Here is a 17,880-nt window from a genome sequence, read left to right on the forward strand (position 1 = left end):
CTCCTAGCTATGGAATTGATTACAATAAGCCTATTCAATCTTTATTTTATCGGCGGTAATTGCATCTGGTTTACGGGTAGCATGGCGTAGTACAAGATAGCCACACACACCACTAAGTAGCGATGCTACCAATATCCCGATTTTTGCTTCTTCGCGTATCAATTCGTCGGCAAACGAGAGATTTACTATAAAAAGTGACATAGTAAACCCGATACCACACAGCAGCGATATTCCGAAAAGCAGTTTCCAGATTTCTCTGTTTTGCGGCATATTTTTGTAGAAAAATTTAAGCAGAATCCAAGCCGCCAACATAATTCCTATGGGTTTTCCTATAAACAGCCCTACAATGGTACCCCAAGTTATGGGTATGTGAAAAGCTTCGCCTAAAATTTCTGAATCAAAGACAATTCCGGCATTTACAAAAGCGAAAAGTGGCATTATAAAGAAGTAAACCAAACCGTGTAATTTTCGTTCCAATCGTTTGAGTGGTGACTCCATAACACGTTGCGTTTTTTCAAGATAATAGTACGCTTGAGAAGTTGTCATTGGGAAGGTTTCATCCTGTGCTTGTTTAAACAAACTTAAACCACGCCTTGCAAAAGCCTTTACCCGGTTAAGTGACCATTCGCGATGTAACGGTATGGTTAACGCCAGAATTACCCCCGCTATGGTTGCGTGAATTCCAGAAGCCAAAACGGCCCACCATAAAACAAACCCAACGGCCATATAGGGCGTCAATCGGTTCACTTTTCTAAGATTGAAAAAGATCAGGATTAAGGTACATATTGCTGCAATTCCCAAAGCGCCCCATCGTATCTCGTCAGTATAGAAAAATGCGATTACCAGTACGGCTATAAGGTCATCAACCACAGCAATGGTAGTTACAAAAACTTTTGCCCAAGAAGGTATTCTAGAGCCCAACATCGCGATGATACCAATTACAAAAGCAATGTCAGTAGCCATAGGGATTGCCCATCCATTTACATAATCGGTACCTTGATTAAAGACAAAATATATAAGTGCCGGAAAAATGGCACCACTTATAGCTGCAACCACAGGAAAAACAGCAGATTTAAGCGATCTGAGTCTTCCGAATTTCAACTCACTTTTTATCTCAAGACCAACCAATAAAAAGAATATTGCCATTAAGCCATCATTTACCCAATGATGAATTTCTTTTGAAAGATTCATCCCCTCAAAGCCCAGGGTAAATTTAAGGTGCATTACCTCTTGATAAAAAGTTTTTAAGGGCGTGTTAGCAACAATAAGCGCGGCTAAGGTTGCCAAAATAAGCAGAACCCCGGTAGCGGATCCTTTACTGAAAAACATACTTAACTTATTGAGAAGTCTATTCATTGTTCGGTACAAGTTTTAATTTCTTAAGATACAATTTCGCATTAATATTTTAAATAGATCAATAAAAAATGATTTTTAGCAAAAAAAATTAAGAAGCAAATAAGTAAAAGTACGAACTAACAACACCTATTTAGCACGCAATAGACTAACAAACAGATAGTTAATTTCACAAACAAGCTGCGAGTATGTAAACGCTACCTGAAAGCAGGTTTATGGTATTGCAAAAACTTTCCAGTTACTTGCATGTTTTTTTTGACCTATTTTATAAAGATAAAAATATTTTTTAGAGGGAACCAAAAAGAATCATTGTTAAAGCTCCCAACCTAAGGTTGTGCGGATTATATAGTCATCGTAAGCTGTTCCTTCAGCCGGTTTGCTGTCATAATTGTAGTTAAAGCCTAATTTTAAAAATAAATCTAATGGTAAGTCATATTTAAGATCCAGATTAAAATCTGCCCGCAACCTTTCTTTTTCGGTTAAACTTGGATAAGCAGTTACTTCAGAAACCAAACTAAATGAGTTAAAGTCGAAAAAATTTACACCTAAAGCCACAAAAGCTTCCCCACTATTTCTGTTTTTATCAACGGAATCATCATAGGCTTCGTTATTCCAGGCAAGACCAATATTTCCACCAAAAAACATACTGTTATTTCGAATAAAATACTTCCCCAGACCCAATTTATTCGTCATCCGTAATTTTAGGTTTTGTTCACTGTTAGACAAATATTCAGATTGAAGCATAAGAAAGTAATCGCGTTTCAAAAAGTAATTAAAGGAAAACTGCCCAGCGGTTCGTTGTATTTCCTCAACCTCATCTTGATTGGTTCGCGTAGCATTAAACTTTGTTCGTATACTATAGAAATCTGAAGTGTAGCCTAAACTTGCAGCTGCAGTCAATTGACTAAGTTTACTGGATTTAGCAAAGTTAAATCCAAAGGACAAGGAAGCATTTAAGCGGGAAACAAAACTATCTTTTTTTAGGCGGTTGATAAAAACAACATCATTGGTATTAAAAATACCTGCACCATCCCTTAAAATTAAGGAGTCATTGGTAACACTAGCGTGTAAACCCGTAATTTTATAACGCGTACCACCGGCACCTGTAACTAAGAACCCTTGTTTACTTGACACGGACTGCACCTTTTTCCATTTCACCTTTAAGTCGCCACTACTATATGACGTACTGAAGTTTAAGACCCCGCGGTCTAACTTTTCAATATCACCAATGAGTTTATCACCATTACGCAATACAAGTGTATCTTTTTGGGCGTAGGTAACTAGGGAAAGTAATAATCCAAGACAGGATAAAATATGCTTTAAGTTCATTTGCGCAAAACTATATCTTTACAACTGTATAAAAAAGCTCGATAGACGTTTATGCAATTTTAAGAGGTGTTAGAAATATAGAATTTTTCCTTTTTAGACTCTCAAATATTTTTGCATAATCTTAAAATCCCACAACTTTTGGACTTGATCCTTGATCCCTTGATCCCTTGATCCTATGTAAGTAAAATAACCCATAACAAAAAGACCGAAGCTTTCACTTCGGTCTTTTAAAATCTGTGGGCGATGAGGGGTTCGAACCCCCGACCCCCTCGGTGTAAACGAGGTGCTCTGAACCAGCTGAGCTAATCGCCCTCATTGCTTATTGAGGATGCAAATATAAGTTAGTTTTTAATACCCACAAACATTTCTGAGAAAAAAAATCATAAAACTTCAGCTACCACAAAAGTGCTTCCGCCAATAAAAACTAAGTCGTCTTTAGAAGCCGCCTTAACAGCCATATTATAAGCACTTTGAACCGAGATATACTCTTCTCCTACCAATCCGAATCCTCTTGCTTGCGAAAATAAAAGTGATACATCTAAGCCGCGTGGAACATTGGGTTTACAGAAATAATAGGTGGCAGCTGTAGGGAACAAGGTCAAAACAGACGCCAAATCTTTGTCGTTTACTACACCCAAAACAATATGCAATTTACCATACTGCTCCTTTTTCAACTGTTCCAGCACTAATTTCAATCCTTCTTTGTTATGGCCGGTATCACAAATCACTTTCGGATTCGTACTTAAAACTTGCCAACGCCCCATTAACCCCGTATTCTTTACGCAATGCAATAAACCGGTTTTAATATTTTCTTCGGAAATAGTCCAGTCTTTATTCTGCAAGATTTGCAAGGAGGCCAAAACAGTTCTTAAATTTTTAAGCTGATATTCTCCTTTTAAATCTGAAGTGTAATCTTTCGTGTTAATGTCTTCAGCAAAATAAACAGGAGCAGCTTTTTCTGAAGCAATGCGCTCAAAAACAGGTTTGGTTTCTGGTGTAGCTTCGCCAATAACCACAGGTACTGACGCCTTAATGATACCAGCCTTTTCCACAGCAACTTGTTCTAGCGTGTTTCCTAAAAACTGCGTGTGGTCTAAACCGATATTTGTGATGATAGAAATTTCAGAAGTGATAATATTGGTGCTATCCAGCCTTCCTCCCATTCCTACTTCAACAATAGCGATATCTACTTCTTGATTTCTGAAATAATCAAATGCCATTCCTACCGTCATTTCAAAAAAAGACAACTGATTACTTTCAAAAAACGACTTATGCTCCTTAACGAATTCCGAAACATAAATTTTAGGAATCATTTCGCCATTAATCTTTATCCGTTCCCGGAAATCCTTTAAATGAGGTGAAGTGTAAAGTCCTGTTTTATACCCAGCCTCTTGAAAAACCGAAGCCAATAAATGGCTAACACTCCCCTTGCCATTGGTGCCGGCAACATGGATACTTTTAAAAGTGTTTTCAGGGTTCTTGAGATAATCGGCAAGGTTTACTGTAGCTGCCAAATCTGCCTTATACGCAGACTGCCCTACCCTTTGGTACATGGGTAATTGCGAAAAAAGCCACGTAATTGTTTCTGAATAATTAATAGCTAAAGGATTTTAATTAGACCCAAGATAAAGGTTATAATGTAATGTTGAATTTAAACTGGTTCGTTTTCCGTAGAAAGCTCTAAAATACTAAATCTCCTTAGGAAATGTCTCTTTATCGATGCCTAAAACACAGTTAAAAAAATTTGGTACTATGTTGAATATGGTGGGTGATTAATTTTCATTAATAAAAATAGGTCTAACTGTTTAAATTGAATCACGTAAATATATTTATTCATTTTTTTTCATTGCCAATTCCGATAGCTATCGGAACGAACCAAAAAAAGGCTAGGCTGAGCAAAACTTTACTAAAAATTTCCCTCGTTGCGGCGCAAACTAAAAGCTCACATTTGTTCGTTTAAAATAGTTAATGTTATAATAATATCGCTAAGATTAAAATTAGCTGAGCGGCTGGCGCTAGTTTGCTTAACCCTCCACTCTCCCGATAACTATCGCGGATCATTTTTTACGTAAACTTTTACTAGGCCAAAACAGCACTTATAAAATTTTGATCTTTGAAAAAAATCATCCATTTGAAACAACATAGATCTAAGAATTTACTTGCCAAAATAAACACTACTCAGAAAGACTAAACTTATAGATAATCTTACCAATCTGCTTAGCGGGTGCATTTTCATCTGCATTAAATTTGGTAGCTAAAGCGGCGCGTTTTGCAGGATCGGTTAGACATTTAGCATTATTGGTTGTTCCTCGTACTCCTGGCATTGCTTTTATTACTTTTCCATTTCTATCAACCTCAATGCTAACTACAACAATACCGGCTTCGTTACAGTCCTGGACAAACTTTTCCTTATTAAGCGCCTTTCGCCCTCCAAGCAGATAGTTTCCATCGCCATCCAAGCCTTTTCCAGTACCGTAATAAGCACTTGCCTTTGGGTCTCCATCTGGATTTCCTTTATCTCCTGCTGTGCGATCATTTCCTTCGCCTCCTTTTGCTTTGCCATCACTTTTTGGGCCATTTAAAATACTAGAAAGCGCATCGGTTGTTGCTTTATCTGGCTTCGGATCGGGTTTTTTCGTTGTTTTTTTTGGTTCTGCCTTAACCGGTTCCTTTTTTGGCTTCTCCTTTTTAATTACAGGAGCTTCTTCAGTATCTTGGGTTACGACCTCATCTTTTTCTACATGGGTATCGGGTTCAGCTTTTGGCTGTGCCTCTGGAGTTGACGTAGTTTTTTGAGGTGCAGTCTCAATTTTTTCCGTAGGCTGAATATTTCCACTACCGGTTTCGGTAGTTCCAAAATTAATCGCTATTCCTTGTTCTATAGGCGGATCCAGGTATCGCATTCCCACATAAAACAATAGCACAAGTATGATTACATGCACGATAACCGTGATAATCATACTCTTTCGCTCATGTTTTGTCTCTAAAAACTTCAAGGGTTTGTGGTTTAAAAATTTAAAATAAATTACTGACTACCACTAGGTGCGGTTATCATTAATTGGGTCTAACGGCTAGCACCACTTTAAATTTATTCCTGTTTGCAATATCCATTACAAAAACAGCTTCTTCAATAGGCACACCTTCCTCGGCCCGTAGTATTATGGTTGGCTCCTCTTGTCCTGCAAGTACTTTTTTAAGCTCCTTTTCAATGCTGTACTCACTTACGCGCTCCTTATCTACGTAATAGGCGCCATCTTTTGTAATACTAACAGAAGCCTTTTGTACATTAGAAGTTTTCCCTTTTGCCTTCGGAAGTATTAAATCTAACGCATCGGGCGTTATTGCCGGCGAAGTAAGCAAGAAAAACACCAACAGCAAAAACACGATATCCGTCATGGAACTCATGCTAAACTGGGCGCTAACTTTATTTCTTCCTCTTAAATTCATAGTAACAATTGAGTTTTGAAAACCTAGGCAGGTTCGTTCAACATATCTAAGAAATCTACCGCTGTTGCTTCCATTTGGTGCACTACCTTATCAGTACGAACCACTAAGTGATTGTAGCCCATGTAAGCAATAATACCAACGATAAGCCCGGCAACTGTAGTTGTCATTGCCGTATAAATACCTTCGGCAAGGGTTCCCATCTCGGCTTGTCCGCTACTAGTAGCCAATTGGTGAAAAGCTAAAACCATACCAATAACCGTCCCTAAGAAACCAATCATTGGTGCCGCACCAGCAATAGTTGCCAAAACGCTTACATTTTTTTCAAGCTTATAAACCTCCAAACGACCTGCATTTTCAATGGCGGTATTAATGTCTTCCAGCGGACTTCCAATTCTAGAAATTCCTTTTTCCGTTAAGTGAGAAACCGGCGTATTGCTTTGGGCACACAACACCTTTGCAGCTTGAATATTCCCAGAAGCCACATTGTCCTTAATTTGGTTCATAAAATTACTGTCCATCGTAGAGGCAGCTTTTATTGCGAAAAGTCGTTCAAAATAAATATAGACTGCAACAAATAAGAGAATAAAAAGAACGCCAATTATTATTTGACCTGCCACGCCTCCATTCAATAGAAGATCCATGATGGAAAGCGTTTTTTCTTCGGAAATAGGTTCAACATCCTGTGCTACTTCAGCACCCTCTTGAATTAAGAAGTTTAACATAGAAATTGTTTTGTTTTAGTGAATAACGAGATTAGGTTTCAGAAATTGTTGTTTTTGGTGAAATATTCCATTTTCTAGCAATAGATTGCGTTTGGCTTCGGTTTTAAAAGCAAGGTACAGCCATATTTAAATAGCTGTACCTAGTTAATAATAATTTGCAAAGATGGATTATATAAATGCAGCCAACCAAGTGAATACAACATATATAAACACAAAAATTAGCCTGAAAAGCCGTTGTTTAGGTAAATTATAGCAATTCCTTTAAAGCTATTTCAAACGCAGTTTTACTGATGTTTATTTTGGTACTATTATTATCGAAAGTATTTTGGATTGCATTTTTTATGGTAATGGAAACATCGTTAAAAATTGCCTCATCGGTCATTTGCACTTCGCGCTCCATAAAATAGGCAAAAACACGGGCCATGCCACAGTTGCTAATAAAATCTGGAATTAAACTAACGCGGGCATCTGTATATTCCATAATGGGGCCGAAGAAAATTTCTTTATCGGCAAAAGGTACGTTTGCACCACAACTTATTACTTCAAGACCACTTTCAATCATTTCCGAAATCTGATCTTTTGTTACCAATCTCGATGCTGCACAGGGCGCAAAAATCTCTGCATCCAGCTTCCATACTTCGCTATTGATTTCATCAAAAGGAATCATGTTTTTTGCAACTAAGGTATTTCCATCTTTATTAAGAAACAGCTCTTTAACTTCTTCAAAAGAAAAACCATCTTGGTTGATTACACCACCGTCGCGATCAATAATACCAACAATTTTAGCTCCCATCTGGGCAAGATAATAGGCTGCGGCCGAGCCAACGTTCCCGAAACCTTGCACTACAGCACGCTTCCCTTTTACGCTACCGCCATAAATATCATAAAAATGTTTTACTGCTTCTGCCACGCCATAACCGGTAGCCATATCGGCAACTTTATAGTTTCTGGTTATATCTGGGCAATATTGCGGGTTTTCCAAAGCTTTGATTACCCCGTGGCGCAGCTGCCCAATTCGGTTAATTTTATCGGCTTCCGTAGGTATAAAATGCCCATTAAAAACTCCTTCCTGCGGATGCCAAATACCAGCTTGCTCGGTAAACGGAATTACCTCGTGTATCTCGTCCACATTCATATCACCTCCTGTTCCATAATATCCTTTCAGCAATGGGGAAACAGCTTTAAACCAACGTTCCAAAACTCCTTTTTTACGAGGATCGGCCGGATCAAAGTTTATCCCAGACTTGGCGCCACCAATAGGAGGGCCTGCAACGGAAAACTTCACTTCCATTGTTTTTGCCAGGGAAACCACCTCATTCATATCAAGGCCTTTTCGCATTCTTGTTCCGCCACCCGCAGCACCGCCGCGCAACGAGTTGATTACGGTCCAACCTTCGGCATCTGTTTCGGGGTCTTTCCAATGGAAAACTATTTCGGGATCTCTTTCTTCGTACTTTTTAAGAAGCTCTTTCATTATTTAAAGGATGTTTTATATTTATTTCTGGCTTTGAACGTACCATATTTTACATAGCAATAACTACCCTGAAAACAAACTCTGGATAGCACCTGCCTTTCTTCCAAGCCAAAGCTCAAAAGGGCAAAGCAAATATAGAAAACTTGTTTAGGGTTTAGATTTATTTTGAATAAAAATTATGGCCGGAAAATTTCACGAAGTTTTGTCTCTAATAATTCCAGGGAAATATTCTTTTCTACTATTTTACCTTCGGGATTAATCAGTAAATTACTAGGAATCGAAAATATTCCATATTCAACCTCTACTTTATCATTTAACGAATCTCCATCAATTACGTTTACCCACTTTAAACTATCGGTCTTAATAGCGGTTTTCCATTTTTCTATATTATCATCTATAGAAACGCCCAAAACCCTAAAACCCTGTTCTTCATATTTATTCGAAATCAGGTTTAACTCTGGAAATTGTTTTCGGCAAGGTAAGCACCAAGATGCCCAAAAATCAATAAGCAGAAACGTCCCTCTAAAATCTTGTGTATTCACCATAAAATCAAACTGATTTGGCAATTCAAAATCAGTAATATTATCACCCACGCCTATGAATCTTTCAGGAAAAATGATACGTTCAAGTCTTCCATTGTCGAGAGAGTCAATGGTTTTAATTTCTAACTTATTATACAAGTTCTTTAATTCTTGTGGTTTTAAAACCGAATCAAAAGTGACCTCCTGCAATAAACTTCTTGGGTAATCATTATTAGGATGTTCTGTGAAAATTTCTGATAGTTTTGAGTAGTACAATTGATTCCAATTTGACTTCATGAAATTCTTCTCCTTAAATCTCTCAAAATCATAAAAAAGCTCAGAAGTCCTTGTGCCTATTACGGTGTCAATAATGACCCAATTTAATTCATACTCTTCGTACTTTCTTTTTTCTAAAGATATATTAACAACCATATCTGTATTTTCAACATAAAAATTCCTATCGTTCGTAGCATAACCTGTTGTCATCAGAAATGCCGATGTTGGCCAATCAACTTTCCCTTGAAAATGGAATTTCTTATCGTTAATGAGACAACTATCCTTGAATTCGCCATATTCCAAATACAAATACCCAGAATAATTGCCTTCAATTTTACCATTTAATTTAAAGCCGTTGTGTTTCTCTTCACAACCCAACAACGAAGTCAATGCGATTAAACTTAAAAACAATAGGTTTTTCATGTATTGAAAATTTAAGGTAAAAATATCCTTCCTGACGTATGATCTCGCTTCGCACCGGTTACACTCGCCAAGCAATTTACCTCATCGCGGAGTTTCAATACGCCCAAAAGTCCGAAAATCAGAGCTTCCTTGTATTCCACAAGTTCTGGGGAAGGAATAATAACCTCAACCGAAGCAAGGTCGTTCAGTCTTTCAATCAAAAAGGAATTATACGCGCCACCGCCAGTTACCAAAACCTTAGAATTTGGAGTAAACTGATTGGCAAGCTGTATGGCAATATGCTCGCTAAAGGTCCGTAACATATCTTTAGGTGAAATTTCTGTTTCGTCCAAAAGCGGAAAAACATGTGTGTTAACCCATTCCAAACCCAAAGATTTCGGAGGTTTTTCAGAATAAAACTCAAGTGAATTCAATTTTTGAAGCAAGCCAGTATCAATTTTTCCCGAAGCCGCTAATTTCCCGCCGTCATCATATTCTTTCCCTAGTTTTTCGGCATATTTGTTTAAAACAATGTTTGCGGGGCAGATATCAAAAGCAATTCGCTCTCCGTTTTTTTCAAAGGAACAATTCGCAAAACCGCCCAAGTTTAAACAATAGTCATATTCAGGGAAAAGCAGGGCATCGCCAATAGGCACCAAAGGAGCGCCTTGCCCGCCGAGCGCTACATCCTGCGTTCGGAAGTCGCAAACAACGCTTCGGCCAAGGAGTTTAGCTATTCGCGGCAGGTTCCCTATTTGATAGGTAAACCCGTTTTCCGGCTGGTGTAAAATGGTGTGGCCATGACTGCAAATGGCATCAATTTCCCGGATGTTATGCTTTCTAATGAATTTTAAAATTTCTTCGGAAAGCATTTCTGTATATTTAAAATCCAATCGTTCCAGTTTCATTTTGGAATACCCCAAAGCCTTCCGCAACTCATCTTTCCAATAGGAAGAATACGGAATGGTTCCCGAAGCAAGAATCTGAAAGGTTCCGGTTAACGGCCGTATCGCCTTATCCTCCTGATAGGCAGCGGAAATACCGTTTTCAGCCTTAGTTTCAAAAATAAGCTCCACCAAATCAATCCCGTCTAGTGAGGTACCGCTCATTACACCTATTATATGATAATTGCGCTTTTCCAAAATTTAGATAGTCTTTAAAGCTTAAAGGTAACTAATGCGAAGTGAAAAATTCCAGATTATAAACTTCAAATTTCAAACAAAGCTTAAAAAGGAAATTACAAACAGTTCAAACTGCTTTGAAATTAGTTTTTTAGTATTTGAATTTCACCTAATTGGGATTTGCTTTATTTTTAAAGTACCTTTGCAAAACTTTAAAACAAACTTTTTTTAAAATATAGCTTATGGATTTCAGTCTATCCGAAGAACATTTAATGATTCGCGACGCCGCTCGCGATTTCGCCCGCACCGAATTACTTCCAGGTGTAGTAGAGCGCGACAACCTTCAAAAATTTCCGACCGAACAAGTCAAAAAAATGGGCGAACTCGGTTTCCTGGGTATGATGGTTGACCCAAAATACGGCGGTGGCGGTATGGATACTGTTTCATACGTTTTAGTAATGGAAGAGTTGAGTAAGATAGATGCTTCCTGCTCGGTTATTGTTTCGGTAAACAACTCATTGGTTTGCTACGGACTTGAAAGCTACGGCTCTGAAGACCAAAAACAAAAGTACTTGACCAAACTTGCTACAGGTGAGAAATTGGGCGCATTTTGTTTAAGTGAACCAGAAGCTGGTAGTGATGCAACTTCGCAACGTACTACCGCTATTGATAAGGGCGATCACTACGTGCTTAACGGTACCAAAAACTGGATTACCAATGGAGGAACAGCAGATTACTACTTGGTAATTGCTCAAACCGACAAAGAGAAAAAACACAAGGGCATCAATGCTTTTATCGTTGAAAAAGGATGGGAAGGTTTTGAAATTGGTCCAAAAGAAGACAAACTCGGAATCCGCGGTAGCGATACACACTCCCTAATCTTCAATGACGTCAAAGTTCCAAAAGAAAACCGAATTGGAGCGGATGGATTTGGCTTTAAATTCGCCATGAAAACATTGTCTGGTGGGCGTATTGGGATTGCAGCTCAAGCCTTGGGAATTGCTTCCGGTGCTTATGATTTAGCCCGTGAATATTCCAAAGTGCGCAAAGCTTTTGGCACCGAAATTTGCAACCACCAAGCTATTGCATTTAAACTTGCCGATATGCATACAAACATTGAGGCGGCTCGCCATTTGGTAATGAAAGCTGCCTGGGATAAAGACCAAGGCAACAACTATGACATGAGCGGCGCCATGGCAAAACTATACGCCAGTAAAGTAGCGATGGATGTTTCGGTTGAAGCGGTTCAGGTTCACGGCGGTAACGGTTACGTAAAGGAATATCACGTAGAACGCCTGATGCGCGACGCAAAAATTACACAGATTTACGAAGGAACTTCAGAAATCCAGAAGATTGTGATTTCAAGAGGACTTTTAAAAGACTAGTCTCGGGTCTCGGTACAGTCCCAATGACAAATCGGGATCACTCGACCACCTTTGACTGGCCTTTTTAATAAATTTTTTATATAAACTAAACCCTTGAACTTTCAAGGGTTTTTTTATGTCTATGTTTTAATCAAATTAAAAGTTGAGGGCAGCTGAATCATTTTTTATTTTTTTACAAAATGAATGTAAAAAACAAAAAAATGTACCGAAGCTACAAGAAGAAATTCCAAACCAATCCAAATCGCAATACAGCATCCCGATACGGCTGACCAGGAGCGGCAAAATGCTCATTCTTTCCACCAAAAAGCGTAGTTAGGTTTTCATAAACAAAGAAAATACGCGTTTGCCTGATCTTGGCATTAAAGAAAACATCTACCAACGGAAAGCCTCCTAACTTTTGATCGTTTTGAACATAAAATTCTGCTAAAACGGGATCGTAAGCGTTCATATTATATTCGGTAAAATATTTAAACGTTACTCCAGTTTGCAAAAATAACGCGCGCTTAAATAAATGTTCTTGAAAATAAAGCGAGTTGCGGGTAATTAATTGTGGCACGTTTAAAACTGACTCGCCTCCTAACACCTGTTGGTACATTAACGTATTATCCAAGGCGAAAGAGCCAAAAGTAAACTCCTTTCCAGCTTTTACCTTTAAATAATTAACGCGTTCTGAAGCTTGCATAGGCGATGGTGTACTGTCATTGGCTTTTATCCCAAAGTAGGTATAATCATCAATTCCGGTATAACTTACAGAAGCATTCCCAAATTTTTTGGTGTTGATCTCAAATTTGAGTTCTTGGGTTTTTACATTGGTAAGCTCCGTTTTCCAATTATAGTTTTGATAATCGCTTTGATACAATAGAAAATTAAAGTTTGGCGCCACCGAATGAATTGTTAATGAAGCCTTTGCACTGTAATCATCATTCAAATTATAAGAAGCTGCTCCTTGTAGATAATTGCCATCAAAATCTCCGGCAACATTTATAGCTCCTTTTCCAAAGAGTTTAAACCCGCGGTATTCCTTTTCATAAGCTGCTCCCGCTTCAATGATGTTTCCTTTTATTCTATTTGGAATTCTTCCGCCATCCAATTCCAGAACCGAATTATACCCATAATTAAAATCGGTATAACCCGCCCAGGCCGTGATTTTTCCGATCAGGGAATTATTAAAATCGGCGTAAGCTTTCACATTAAAATCTTCCAGTTTTGTCTTTGTGGCAAGATTACTAGATTCATAAGAAGGGCCATAAGGTTCAAACGGACTACTTTGATTGTACCTAAAAAACTTGTCTTCGTAGCTTAAAACATTCCCAAGGGTCAAAACCGAATATCCAGTACTGTCGCGGGTGCTGAGTAGCTCATAATAATGATCTCCATAAAAACGAAGGCCTTCCAGTTTGTTTTCGGCATCTTCAAAATTCACGTCAAGCCTACCGCGGTCACTAAATTCAGGATCGTCATTTATAAAAAGTTCTAATGAGTTTTCAGACAAGCCACCGTTTTCCTCATTAAGAATATCTTGAGCAGCTACGTGGGCTCGCACTACATAGCGACGATCTTTTGTATGGTAATTGGTGGTGAAAAGAAAGTTTCCCGTACTGGTTAAAATATGCTGATATTTCCCCAAAGAGCGCACGCCTTTATACCCCACGGAAAAATTAAATTGAGGCGATGTATTTACGGTAAAAAAAGCATCCAACTGCTGTCCTTGGCTGTAAGCGGTTTTAAAATAGAGTTCAGTAAGCGGTGTTGGCACATTAAAATAATTAACGTCTTCAATTTCCTTATAATTAAAATGATGCGATTGCGCCGCAAATAGTGGTTTTAGGTTTAACCTATTAAAAGAATGTGCCAGCGAGTTATAAGTTTGCCCAACGTTAGAGAATTGAAGCAGTTCAAAGTTATCCCTTCGCAAATAATTAAACTTATACTTTTTCTGAATGGATAGCGTAGTATCCACAAAAGTAGTGTCACGTGCAGCCGAAATAATTTTATAGAGGGCAATAGGTGGTTTTTCTTCAGTTCCTTTGGTTCCCGTAGTTGTTGTGGAAGGAGTTTGTGAAAACACAGTTGCCGAGGCACAAATAAAAAGAAATAGCAAAAGTGTATTTTTCATTCTTCGGAAAACTTTGCAGCAAAGGTATATTTTTTTTAGATTAAATTCTTAATGCTGAAATGTGATCTGTAATTAATAAAACGTTAAATGGACAATCAGGTTTTAAGACAATGAAAATTATTTAGTACCTTCATATCTCATAACGAACCAAAAAACAAACAATAACCAAAAACTACCATTTTGAATATAATTTCTGAAAATGTTATTCCGGGCGATCATGGAAAAGTCTTCGAGACAAATGCCGAAAACCAACGCGAACTTGAAACCTTAAAAAAAGCAATACTAAAAATAGAGGGCGTTAAGGATGTATTATTGAATAACGACACCTACCCAAGAGAAATCACTGTGCTTACTAAAGATTTTGTAAACGTATCTGAAGTAGAGCAAGCTGCAAGCAGTGTTGATCTTCATGTGTTGCCACGGGCTCTTTTTCATTTATAAATAGTCAAAATCTATTTCAGAAAAAACAAACACCAAGACACTAGCTATTGAAGGTGGTTAAACCCCTTAATGCTACCTTTGCTGCTCACAATTTCTACGCAAACAATGCTCAAGTTAAAAATTAACCCCCATCTCTTAGAATGTGGTACTGACGAAGCTGGCCGTGGTTGCTTGGCCGGTCCCGTTACCGCCGCAGCTGTAATCTTACCCGATGATTTTCAACATCCATTTTTAACGGATAGTAAGCAACTTTCAGAAAAAAAGCGTCTGGAGTTAAAAGCGGTTATCGAGCAAGAAGCAATCTGTTTTAAGGTTGTGCACGTTATGATGGACGAAATTGATAAAATAAACATCTTAAACGCCTCAATTTTGGCAATGCACCGGTCAATTAAGGGGTTAACCAGCCCACCAGAATTTATAGCCGTGGACGGAAACCGGTTTAAACCTTTTAAAAACACAGCTTTTGAATGTGTAGTAAAAGGCGATGGCAAATACTTACATATTGCAGCTGCATCAATTTTAGCAAAAACCTATCGCGATGAATATATGACGGCACTTCACGAAAAATTTCCACACTACAACTGGAAGCGCAACAAAGGCTATCCCACCAAGGAACACCGAGAAGCCATACAAACTTACGGAAGCACAAGCTACCATAGAAAGAGTTTTAAACTTCTGCCAGACCCACCGCAATTGGAATTATAAACAACACTACCTTTTTTTAGAGGAAGCACTAGTGTAAAATTTACTTTAGGAAGCCGAAGCCAAAAAAAACCTGGAAAAATTCTGTTGAAAACAAGTCAATAAACTATTCACAATTACTGTTTAAGCCTCACTAATCCTTGCTATTTTTGCAATATGAAAAAAAATATGGAAAAATATTCCACGCTGTTACTTTTGGTTTCGATGTTTTTTGGAATTTTTATAAGTTGCGACAGTACACCTCCAAAAACGGGAACCTTGATGGACTATATTCCACAAGATCCTGAAGTGGTTTTTAAGATTTCAAATCTGGGAAGCGTACAAGCAGATATTGCCAATAATGCACTTTTATCAAAATTTGAAAATACCAGTCCGCACTCTTTTTTTTCTGAGAAAGCCAGCTTGCAGAAAAATCTACATCCCGAATCAGAAAGCCTTTTATGCCTTAATAAACTCAATGATTCAGTTTCTGGATATACCTTTATTTCAAAAAACACGAAAAATCTTTTTCAGGCAGATTCCATTACAGAGAAAACTGTAGAAACCTTAACCTTAGATCAACACCAGCTTCAGCGTATTACTATTGCCGATAACGTAGCCTATATGGCTGTTAAAGACAGCGTTTTTATTGCCTCTTCCTCACAACAGCTCCTCTTAGATGTTTTAAAAGGAAAAACGGAACGAAGCGCCACCTTTTCCAAGGTTTACAATTTGCCCACCACCAGCGTGCTTACGGGTTTAATTCACGGCAAAAAAGCAGGTCTGAATGATTCTACTGCCATCAACTTTACGTCGTGGAGTGCACTAGACCTGGCCATTGCTCCCGAATCTCTTACTGCCACTGGCATTAGCTTGGCTACCGATACCATTCCACAATTATTAAATGTTTTTGATGGACAAACACCACAAGAAAACAACATTGCCAATTTGGTGCCAATGGATGCTTTAGGCGCTGTGAGTTTCACTTTTAACGATGCCGAGAAATTTCAAAAAAAATTAAGTGAATTCAGGGGTGAAACAGTGAATACAGAAATTGCCGGAGTTTTTGGATCTATCAGTGAAGCTGGGGCTATTCAGCTTAAAAAAGATACCGCTGTTTTTCTTAAAAGTATAGATCCGTTAATGACGGGAGATGCCTTGGCGCGCTACCTTTCGGTAACTGATACGTTTCGTGAAATTAAAATTAGCAGTTTTAGTGAACCGGAATTATTTCAAAAATCATTTTCGCCTTTTATCAGCTTCAAAAAGGCAAACTTTATGATTCAACTTGAAGATTTTTTCGTTTTTACTGAAAATGAAATCACCGCAAAGCAAATAATCAGTGACTTTCAGAATAACAAAACCTTAAAAAACACTTCCTATTATAAAAATACAGCTAATGATTTAAGCACTTCTTCCTCTTTGTTGATTTATAAAATGCAAGGCGAATTCACTGAAACCCTTTTAAAATTTCTGCCATTTAAAAGTAAAGAAGAACTTAACAATATCGCTTTAGATGCGTATCCATTAGCGGTTCTACAGTTTAGTTACGACCGTAATTTTGCTCATGTAATTTTAAGTATCAAGAAAGCTGGCGCCAGTGCACAAAATGATTTGGGTGAAGTTTCAGAAAAATTCAACTTAAAATTAGACAATACAATCTTGGGCAATCCACAGCTTGTTGCAAGCAGTAATATTGTAGTTCAGGACATAGGGAATAAGTTGTATTTTATTTCGCAAGGCGGAAAAATTCTTTGGACTAAAAACCTGGGCGCGCCAATTATGGGGAACATAAAAGAAGTTAATATTTCTGGCAAGGCGCATATTGCATTTACAACCAAAGATGCCGTTTATATTTTAGACCGAAATGGTAAGCCCGCACGCTCCTTTCCCATAAAATTCAAGGACGAGGTAACGCAGCCTCTTTCGGTCTTTGACTACGACGGCAACCAAAACTATCGCTTTGTGGTGGTTCAAGGCCAAGACGTATTAATGTATGACAAACGCGCAAAAATTGTAAAAGGTTTTGGTTTTACAAAAGCTAAGAGTTCAATTGTACAGCCTCCGGTACATATTAGGATGGGGAACAAGGATTATATTGTGATTGCAGAAAAAAGTGGAAAGCTCAATATTTTGAGCCGCGTTGGAAAAACAAGAGTTCCCGTTTCAAATAACTTCAATTTTTCAGACATTCCCATTACGCATGAGGACAATAACTTTGTGGTAATCACCAAAGAAAACACTAAGGAACAGATATCGCAAAGCGGACAAGTATCTTCAATAAAACTGAATGTTGGTAGCAATTACTGGTTTGCCATGGAAGGAAAAACAAAGGCGACCTTAGATGATAATTTATTGCGAATTGACGGCAAATTGGCGGAACTCCCCTTGGGACTATACACAAACCCAAAAATGTTTACCATAAACCGCAAGGTGTACGTGACCATCACGGAAACACAGGAGAAAAAGGTTTATGTTTTTGATAAAAACAGCACGCTTCTAAATGGATATCCTGTTTATGGTACTTCGGAAGCATCTTTGGATGGAGGAAGAACAAAGCATTTGGTTGTAAAAGGTGAAAGTGACAGTGTTTTAATGTATTCGTTTTAATA

At 38.1% G+C, this 17,880-nt stretch carries 14 protein-coding genes and 1 tRNA gene; 4 read left to right on the forward strand and 11 right to left on the reverse strand.

Translation table 11 applies throughout. The annotated features are described in order from the left end of the window. Positions 1–30 precede the first annotated feature (30 nt). The 10 genes from nhaA to QPK98_RS01750 all read right to left on the reverse strand — a co-directional run bounded on the left by nhaA (position 31) and on the right by QPK98_RS01750 (position 10,666). The gene (nhaA, locus tag QPK98_RS01705) at positions 31–1,356 is read right to left on the reverse strand and encodes a Na+/H+ antiporter NhaA (protein WP_310991275.1); all 1,326 of its coding nucleotides are present in this window, start codon (positions 1,354–1,356) and stop codon (positions 31–33) included. A 309-nt stretch (positions 1,357–1,665) separates the two neighbouring features. After that, the gene (locus tag QPK98_RS01710) at positions 1,666–2,682 is read right to left on the reverse strand and encodes a DUF481 domain-containing protein (RefSeq protein WP_310991276.1); all 1,017 of its coding nucleotides are present in this window, start codon (positions 2,680–2,682) and stop codon (positions 1,666–1,668) included. A gap of 237 nt (positions 2,683–2,919) precedes the next feature. Further along, positions 2,920–2,994: transfer RNA gene (locus QPK98_RS01715), tRNA-Val, on the reverse strand. Between the two features lie 68 nt (positions 2,995–3,062). After that, positions 3,063–4,280 (reverse strand): bifunctional folylpolyglutamate synthase/dihydrofolate synthase, encoded by a 1,218-nt coding sequence (locus tag QPK98_RS01720; protein ID WP_310991730.1) that lies wholly within the window; start codon positions 4,278–4,280, stop codon positions 3,063–3,065. 576 nt (positions 4,281–4,856) lie between these two features. Continuing rightward, positions 4,857–5,678, reverse strand: a complete 822-nt coding sequence (locus tag QPK98_RS01725; RefSeq protein ID WP_310991277.1) for an energy transducer TonB — start codon at positions 5,676–5,678, stop codon at positions 4,857–4,859. Positions 5,679–5,736: 58 nt separating this feature from the next. Beyond that, positions 5,737–6,129 carry an ExbD/TolR family protein gene (locus QPK98_RS01730; protein ID WP_310991278.1) on the reverse strand — a complete coding sequence of 131 codons (393 nt, stop codon included), beginning with the start codon at positions 6,127–6,129 and terminating at the stop codon, positions 5,737–5,739. 23 nt (positions 6,130–6,152) lie between these two features. Beyond that, positions 6,153–6,851: a MotA/TolQ/ExbB proton channel family protein gene (locus QPK98_RS01735; protein ID WP_310991279.1), complete on the reverse strand. Its 699-nt coding sequence runs from the start codon at positions 6,849–6,851 to the stop codon at positions 6,153–6,155. A gap of 247 nt (positions 6,852–7,098) precedes the next feature. Next, positions 7,099–8,325 carry a Glu/Leu/Phe/Val dehydrogenase dimerization domain-containing protein gene (locus QPK98_RS01740; protein WP_310991280.1) on the reverse strand — a complete coding sequence of 409 codons (1,227 nt, stop codon included), beginning with the start codon at positions 8,323–8,325 and terminating at the stop codon, positions 7,099–7,101. A 176-nt stretch (positions 8,326–8,501) separates the two neighbouring features. Beyond that, positions 8,502–9,545 (reverse strand): redoxin domain-containing protein, encoded by a 1,044-nt coding sequence (locus tag QPK98_RS01745; protein WP_310991281.1) that lies wholly within the window; start codon positions 9,543–9,545, stop codon positions 8,502–8,504. A gap of 11 nt (positions 9,546–9,556) precedes the next feature. Next, positions 9,557–10,666: an anhydro-N-acetylmuramic acid kinase gene (locus QPK98_RS01750; protein ID WP_310991282.1), complete on the reverse strand. Its 1,110-nt coding sequence runs from the start codon at positions 10,664–10,666 to the stop codon at positions 9,557–9,559. 221 nt (positions 10,667–10,887) lie between these two features. On the opposite strand from QPK98_RS01750, the gene QPK98_RS01755 reads away from it, so the two are divergent. Further along, positions 10,888–12,030, forward strand: coding sequence for an acyl-CoA dehydrogenase (locus tag QPK98_RS01755; RefSeq protein WP_310991283.1), 1,143 nt, complete (start codon positions 10,888–10,890; stop codon positions 12,028–12,030). A 211-nt stretch (positions 12,031–12,241) separates the two neighbouring features. On the opposite strand, the gene QPK98_RS01760 is transcribed toward QPK98_RS01755, so the two are convergent. After that, entirely contained in the window at positions 12,242–14,146 is a 1,905-nt protein-coding gene (locus tag QPK98_RS01760) for a putative porin (RefSeq protein WP_310991284.1), read from the reverse strand. A gap of 180 nt (positions 14,147–14,326) precedes the next feature. On the opposite strand from QPK98_RS01760, the gene QPK98_RS01765 reads away from it, so the two are divergent. The 3 genes from QPK98_RS01765 to QPK98_RS01775 all read left to right on the forward strand — a co-directional run bounded on the left by QPK98_RS01765 (position 14,327) and on the right by QPK98_RS01775 (position 17,878). Beyond that, the gene (locus tag QPK98_RS01765) at positions 14,327–14,587 is read left to right on the forward strand and encodes a heavy-metal-associated domain-containing protein (protein WP_310991285.1); all 261 of its coding nucleotides are present in this window, start codon (positions 14,327–14,329) and stop codon (positions 14,585–14,587) included. Between the two features lie 105 nt (positions 14,588–14,692). Beyond that, a complete protein-coding gene (rnhB, locus tag QPK98_RS01770) occupies positions 14,693–15,292 on the forward strand; it encodes a ribonuclease HII (protein WP_310991286.1) in 600 nt (199 codons plus the stop codon). Positions 15,293–15,457: 165 nt separating this feature from the next. Next, positions 15,458–17,878 carry a hypothetical protein gene (locus QPK98_RS01775; RefSeq protein WP_310991287.1) on the forward strand — a complete coding sequence of 807 codons (2,421 nt, stop codon included), beginning with the start codon at positions 15,458–15,460 and terminating at the stop codon, positions 17,876–17,878. Positions 17,879–17,880 lie beyond the last annotated feature (2 nt).

It is taken from the genome of Aequorivita marina (assembly GCF_031631895.2).
Classification (GTDB): domain Bacteria; phylum Bacteroidota; class Bacteroidia; order Flavobacteriales; family Flavobacteriaceae; genus Aequorivita; species Aequorivita marina.

What these genes read in the sequence shown, in the direction of transcription:
- nhaA (WP_310991275.1), bottom strand. Translation starts at nt 1,356, where the DNA reads ATGAATAGACTTCTCAATAAGTTAAGTATGTTTTTCAGTAAAGGATCC.
- QPK98_RS01710 (WP_310991276.1), bottom strand. Translation starts at nt 2,682, where the DNA reads ATGAACTTAAAGCATATTTTATCCTGTCTTGGATTATTACTTTCCCTA.
- QPK98_RS01730 (WP_310991278.1), bottom strand. Translation starts at nt 6,129, where the DNA reads ATGAATTTAAGAGGAAGAAATAAAGTTAGCGCCCAGTTTAGCATGAGT.
- QPK98_RS01735 (WP_310991279.1), bottom strand. Translation starts at nt 6,851, where the DNA reads ATGTTAAACTTCTTAATTCAAGAGGGTGCTGAAGTAGCACAGGATGTT.
- QPK98_RS01740 (WP_310991280.1), bottom strand. Translation starts at nt 8,325, where the DNA reads ATGAAAGAGCTTCTTAAAAAGTACGAAGAAAGAGATCCCGAAATAGTT.
- QPK98_RS01745 (WP_310991281.1), bottom strand. Translation starts at nt 9,545, where the DNA reads ATGAAAAACCTATTGTTTTTAAGTTTAATCGCATTGACTTCGTTGTTG.
- QPK98_RS01755 (WP_310991283.1), top strand. Translation starts at nt 10,888, where the DNA reads ATGGATTTCAGTCTATCCGAAGAACATTTAATGATTCGCGACGCCGCT.
- QPK98_RS01760 (WP_310991284.1), bottom strand. Translation starts at nt 14,146, where the DNA reads ATGAAAAATACACTTTTGCTATTTCTTTTTATTTGTGCCTCGGCAACT.
- rnhB (WP_310991286.1), top strand. Translation starts at nt 14,693, where the DNA reads ATGCTCAAGTTAAAAATTAACCCCCATCTCTTAGAATGTGGTACTGAC.
- QPK98_RS01775 (WP_310991287.1), top strand. Translation starts at nt 15,458, where the DNA reads ATGGAAAAATATTCCACGCTGTTACTTTTGGTTTCGATGTTTTTTGGA.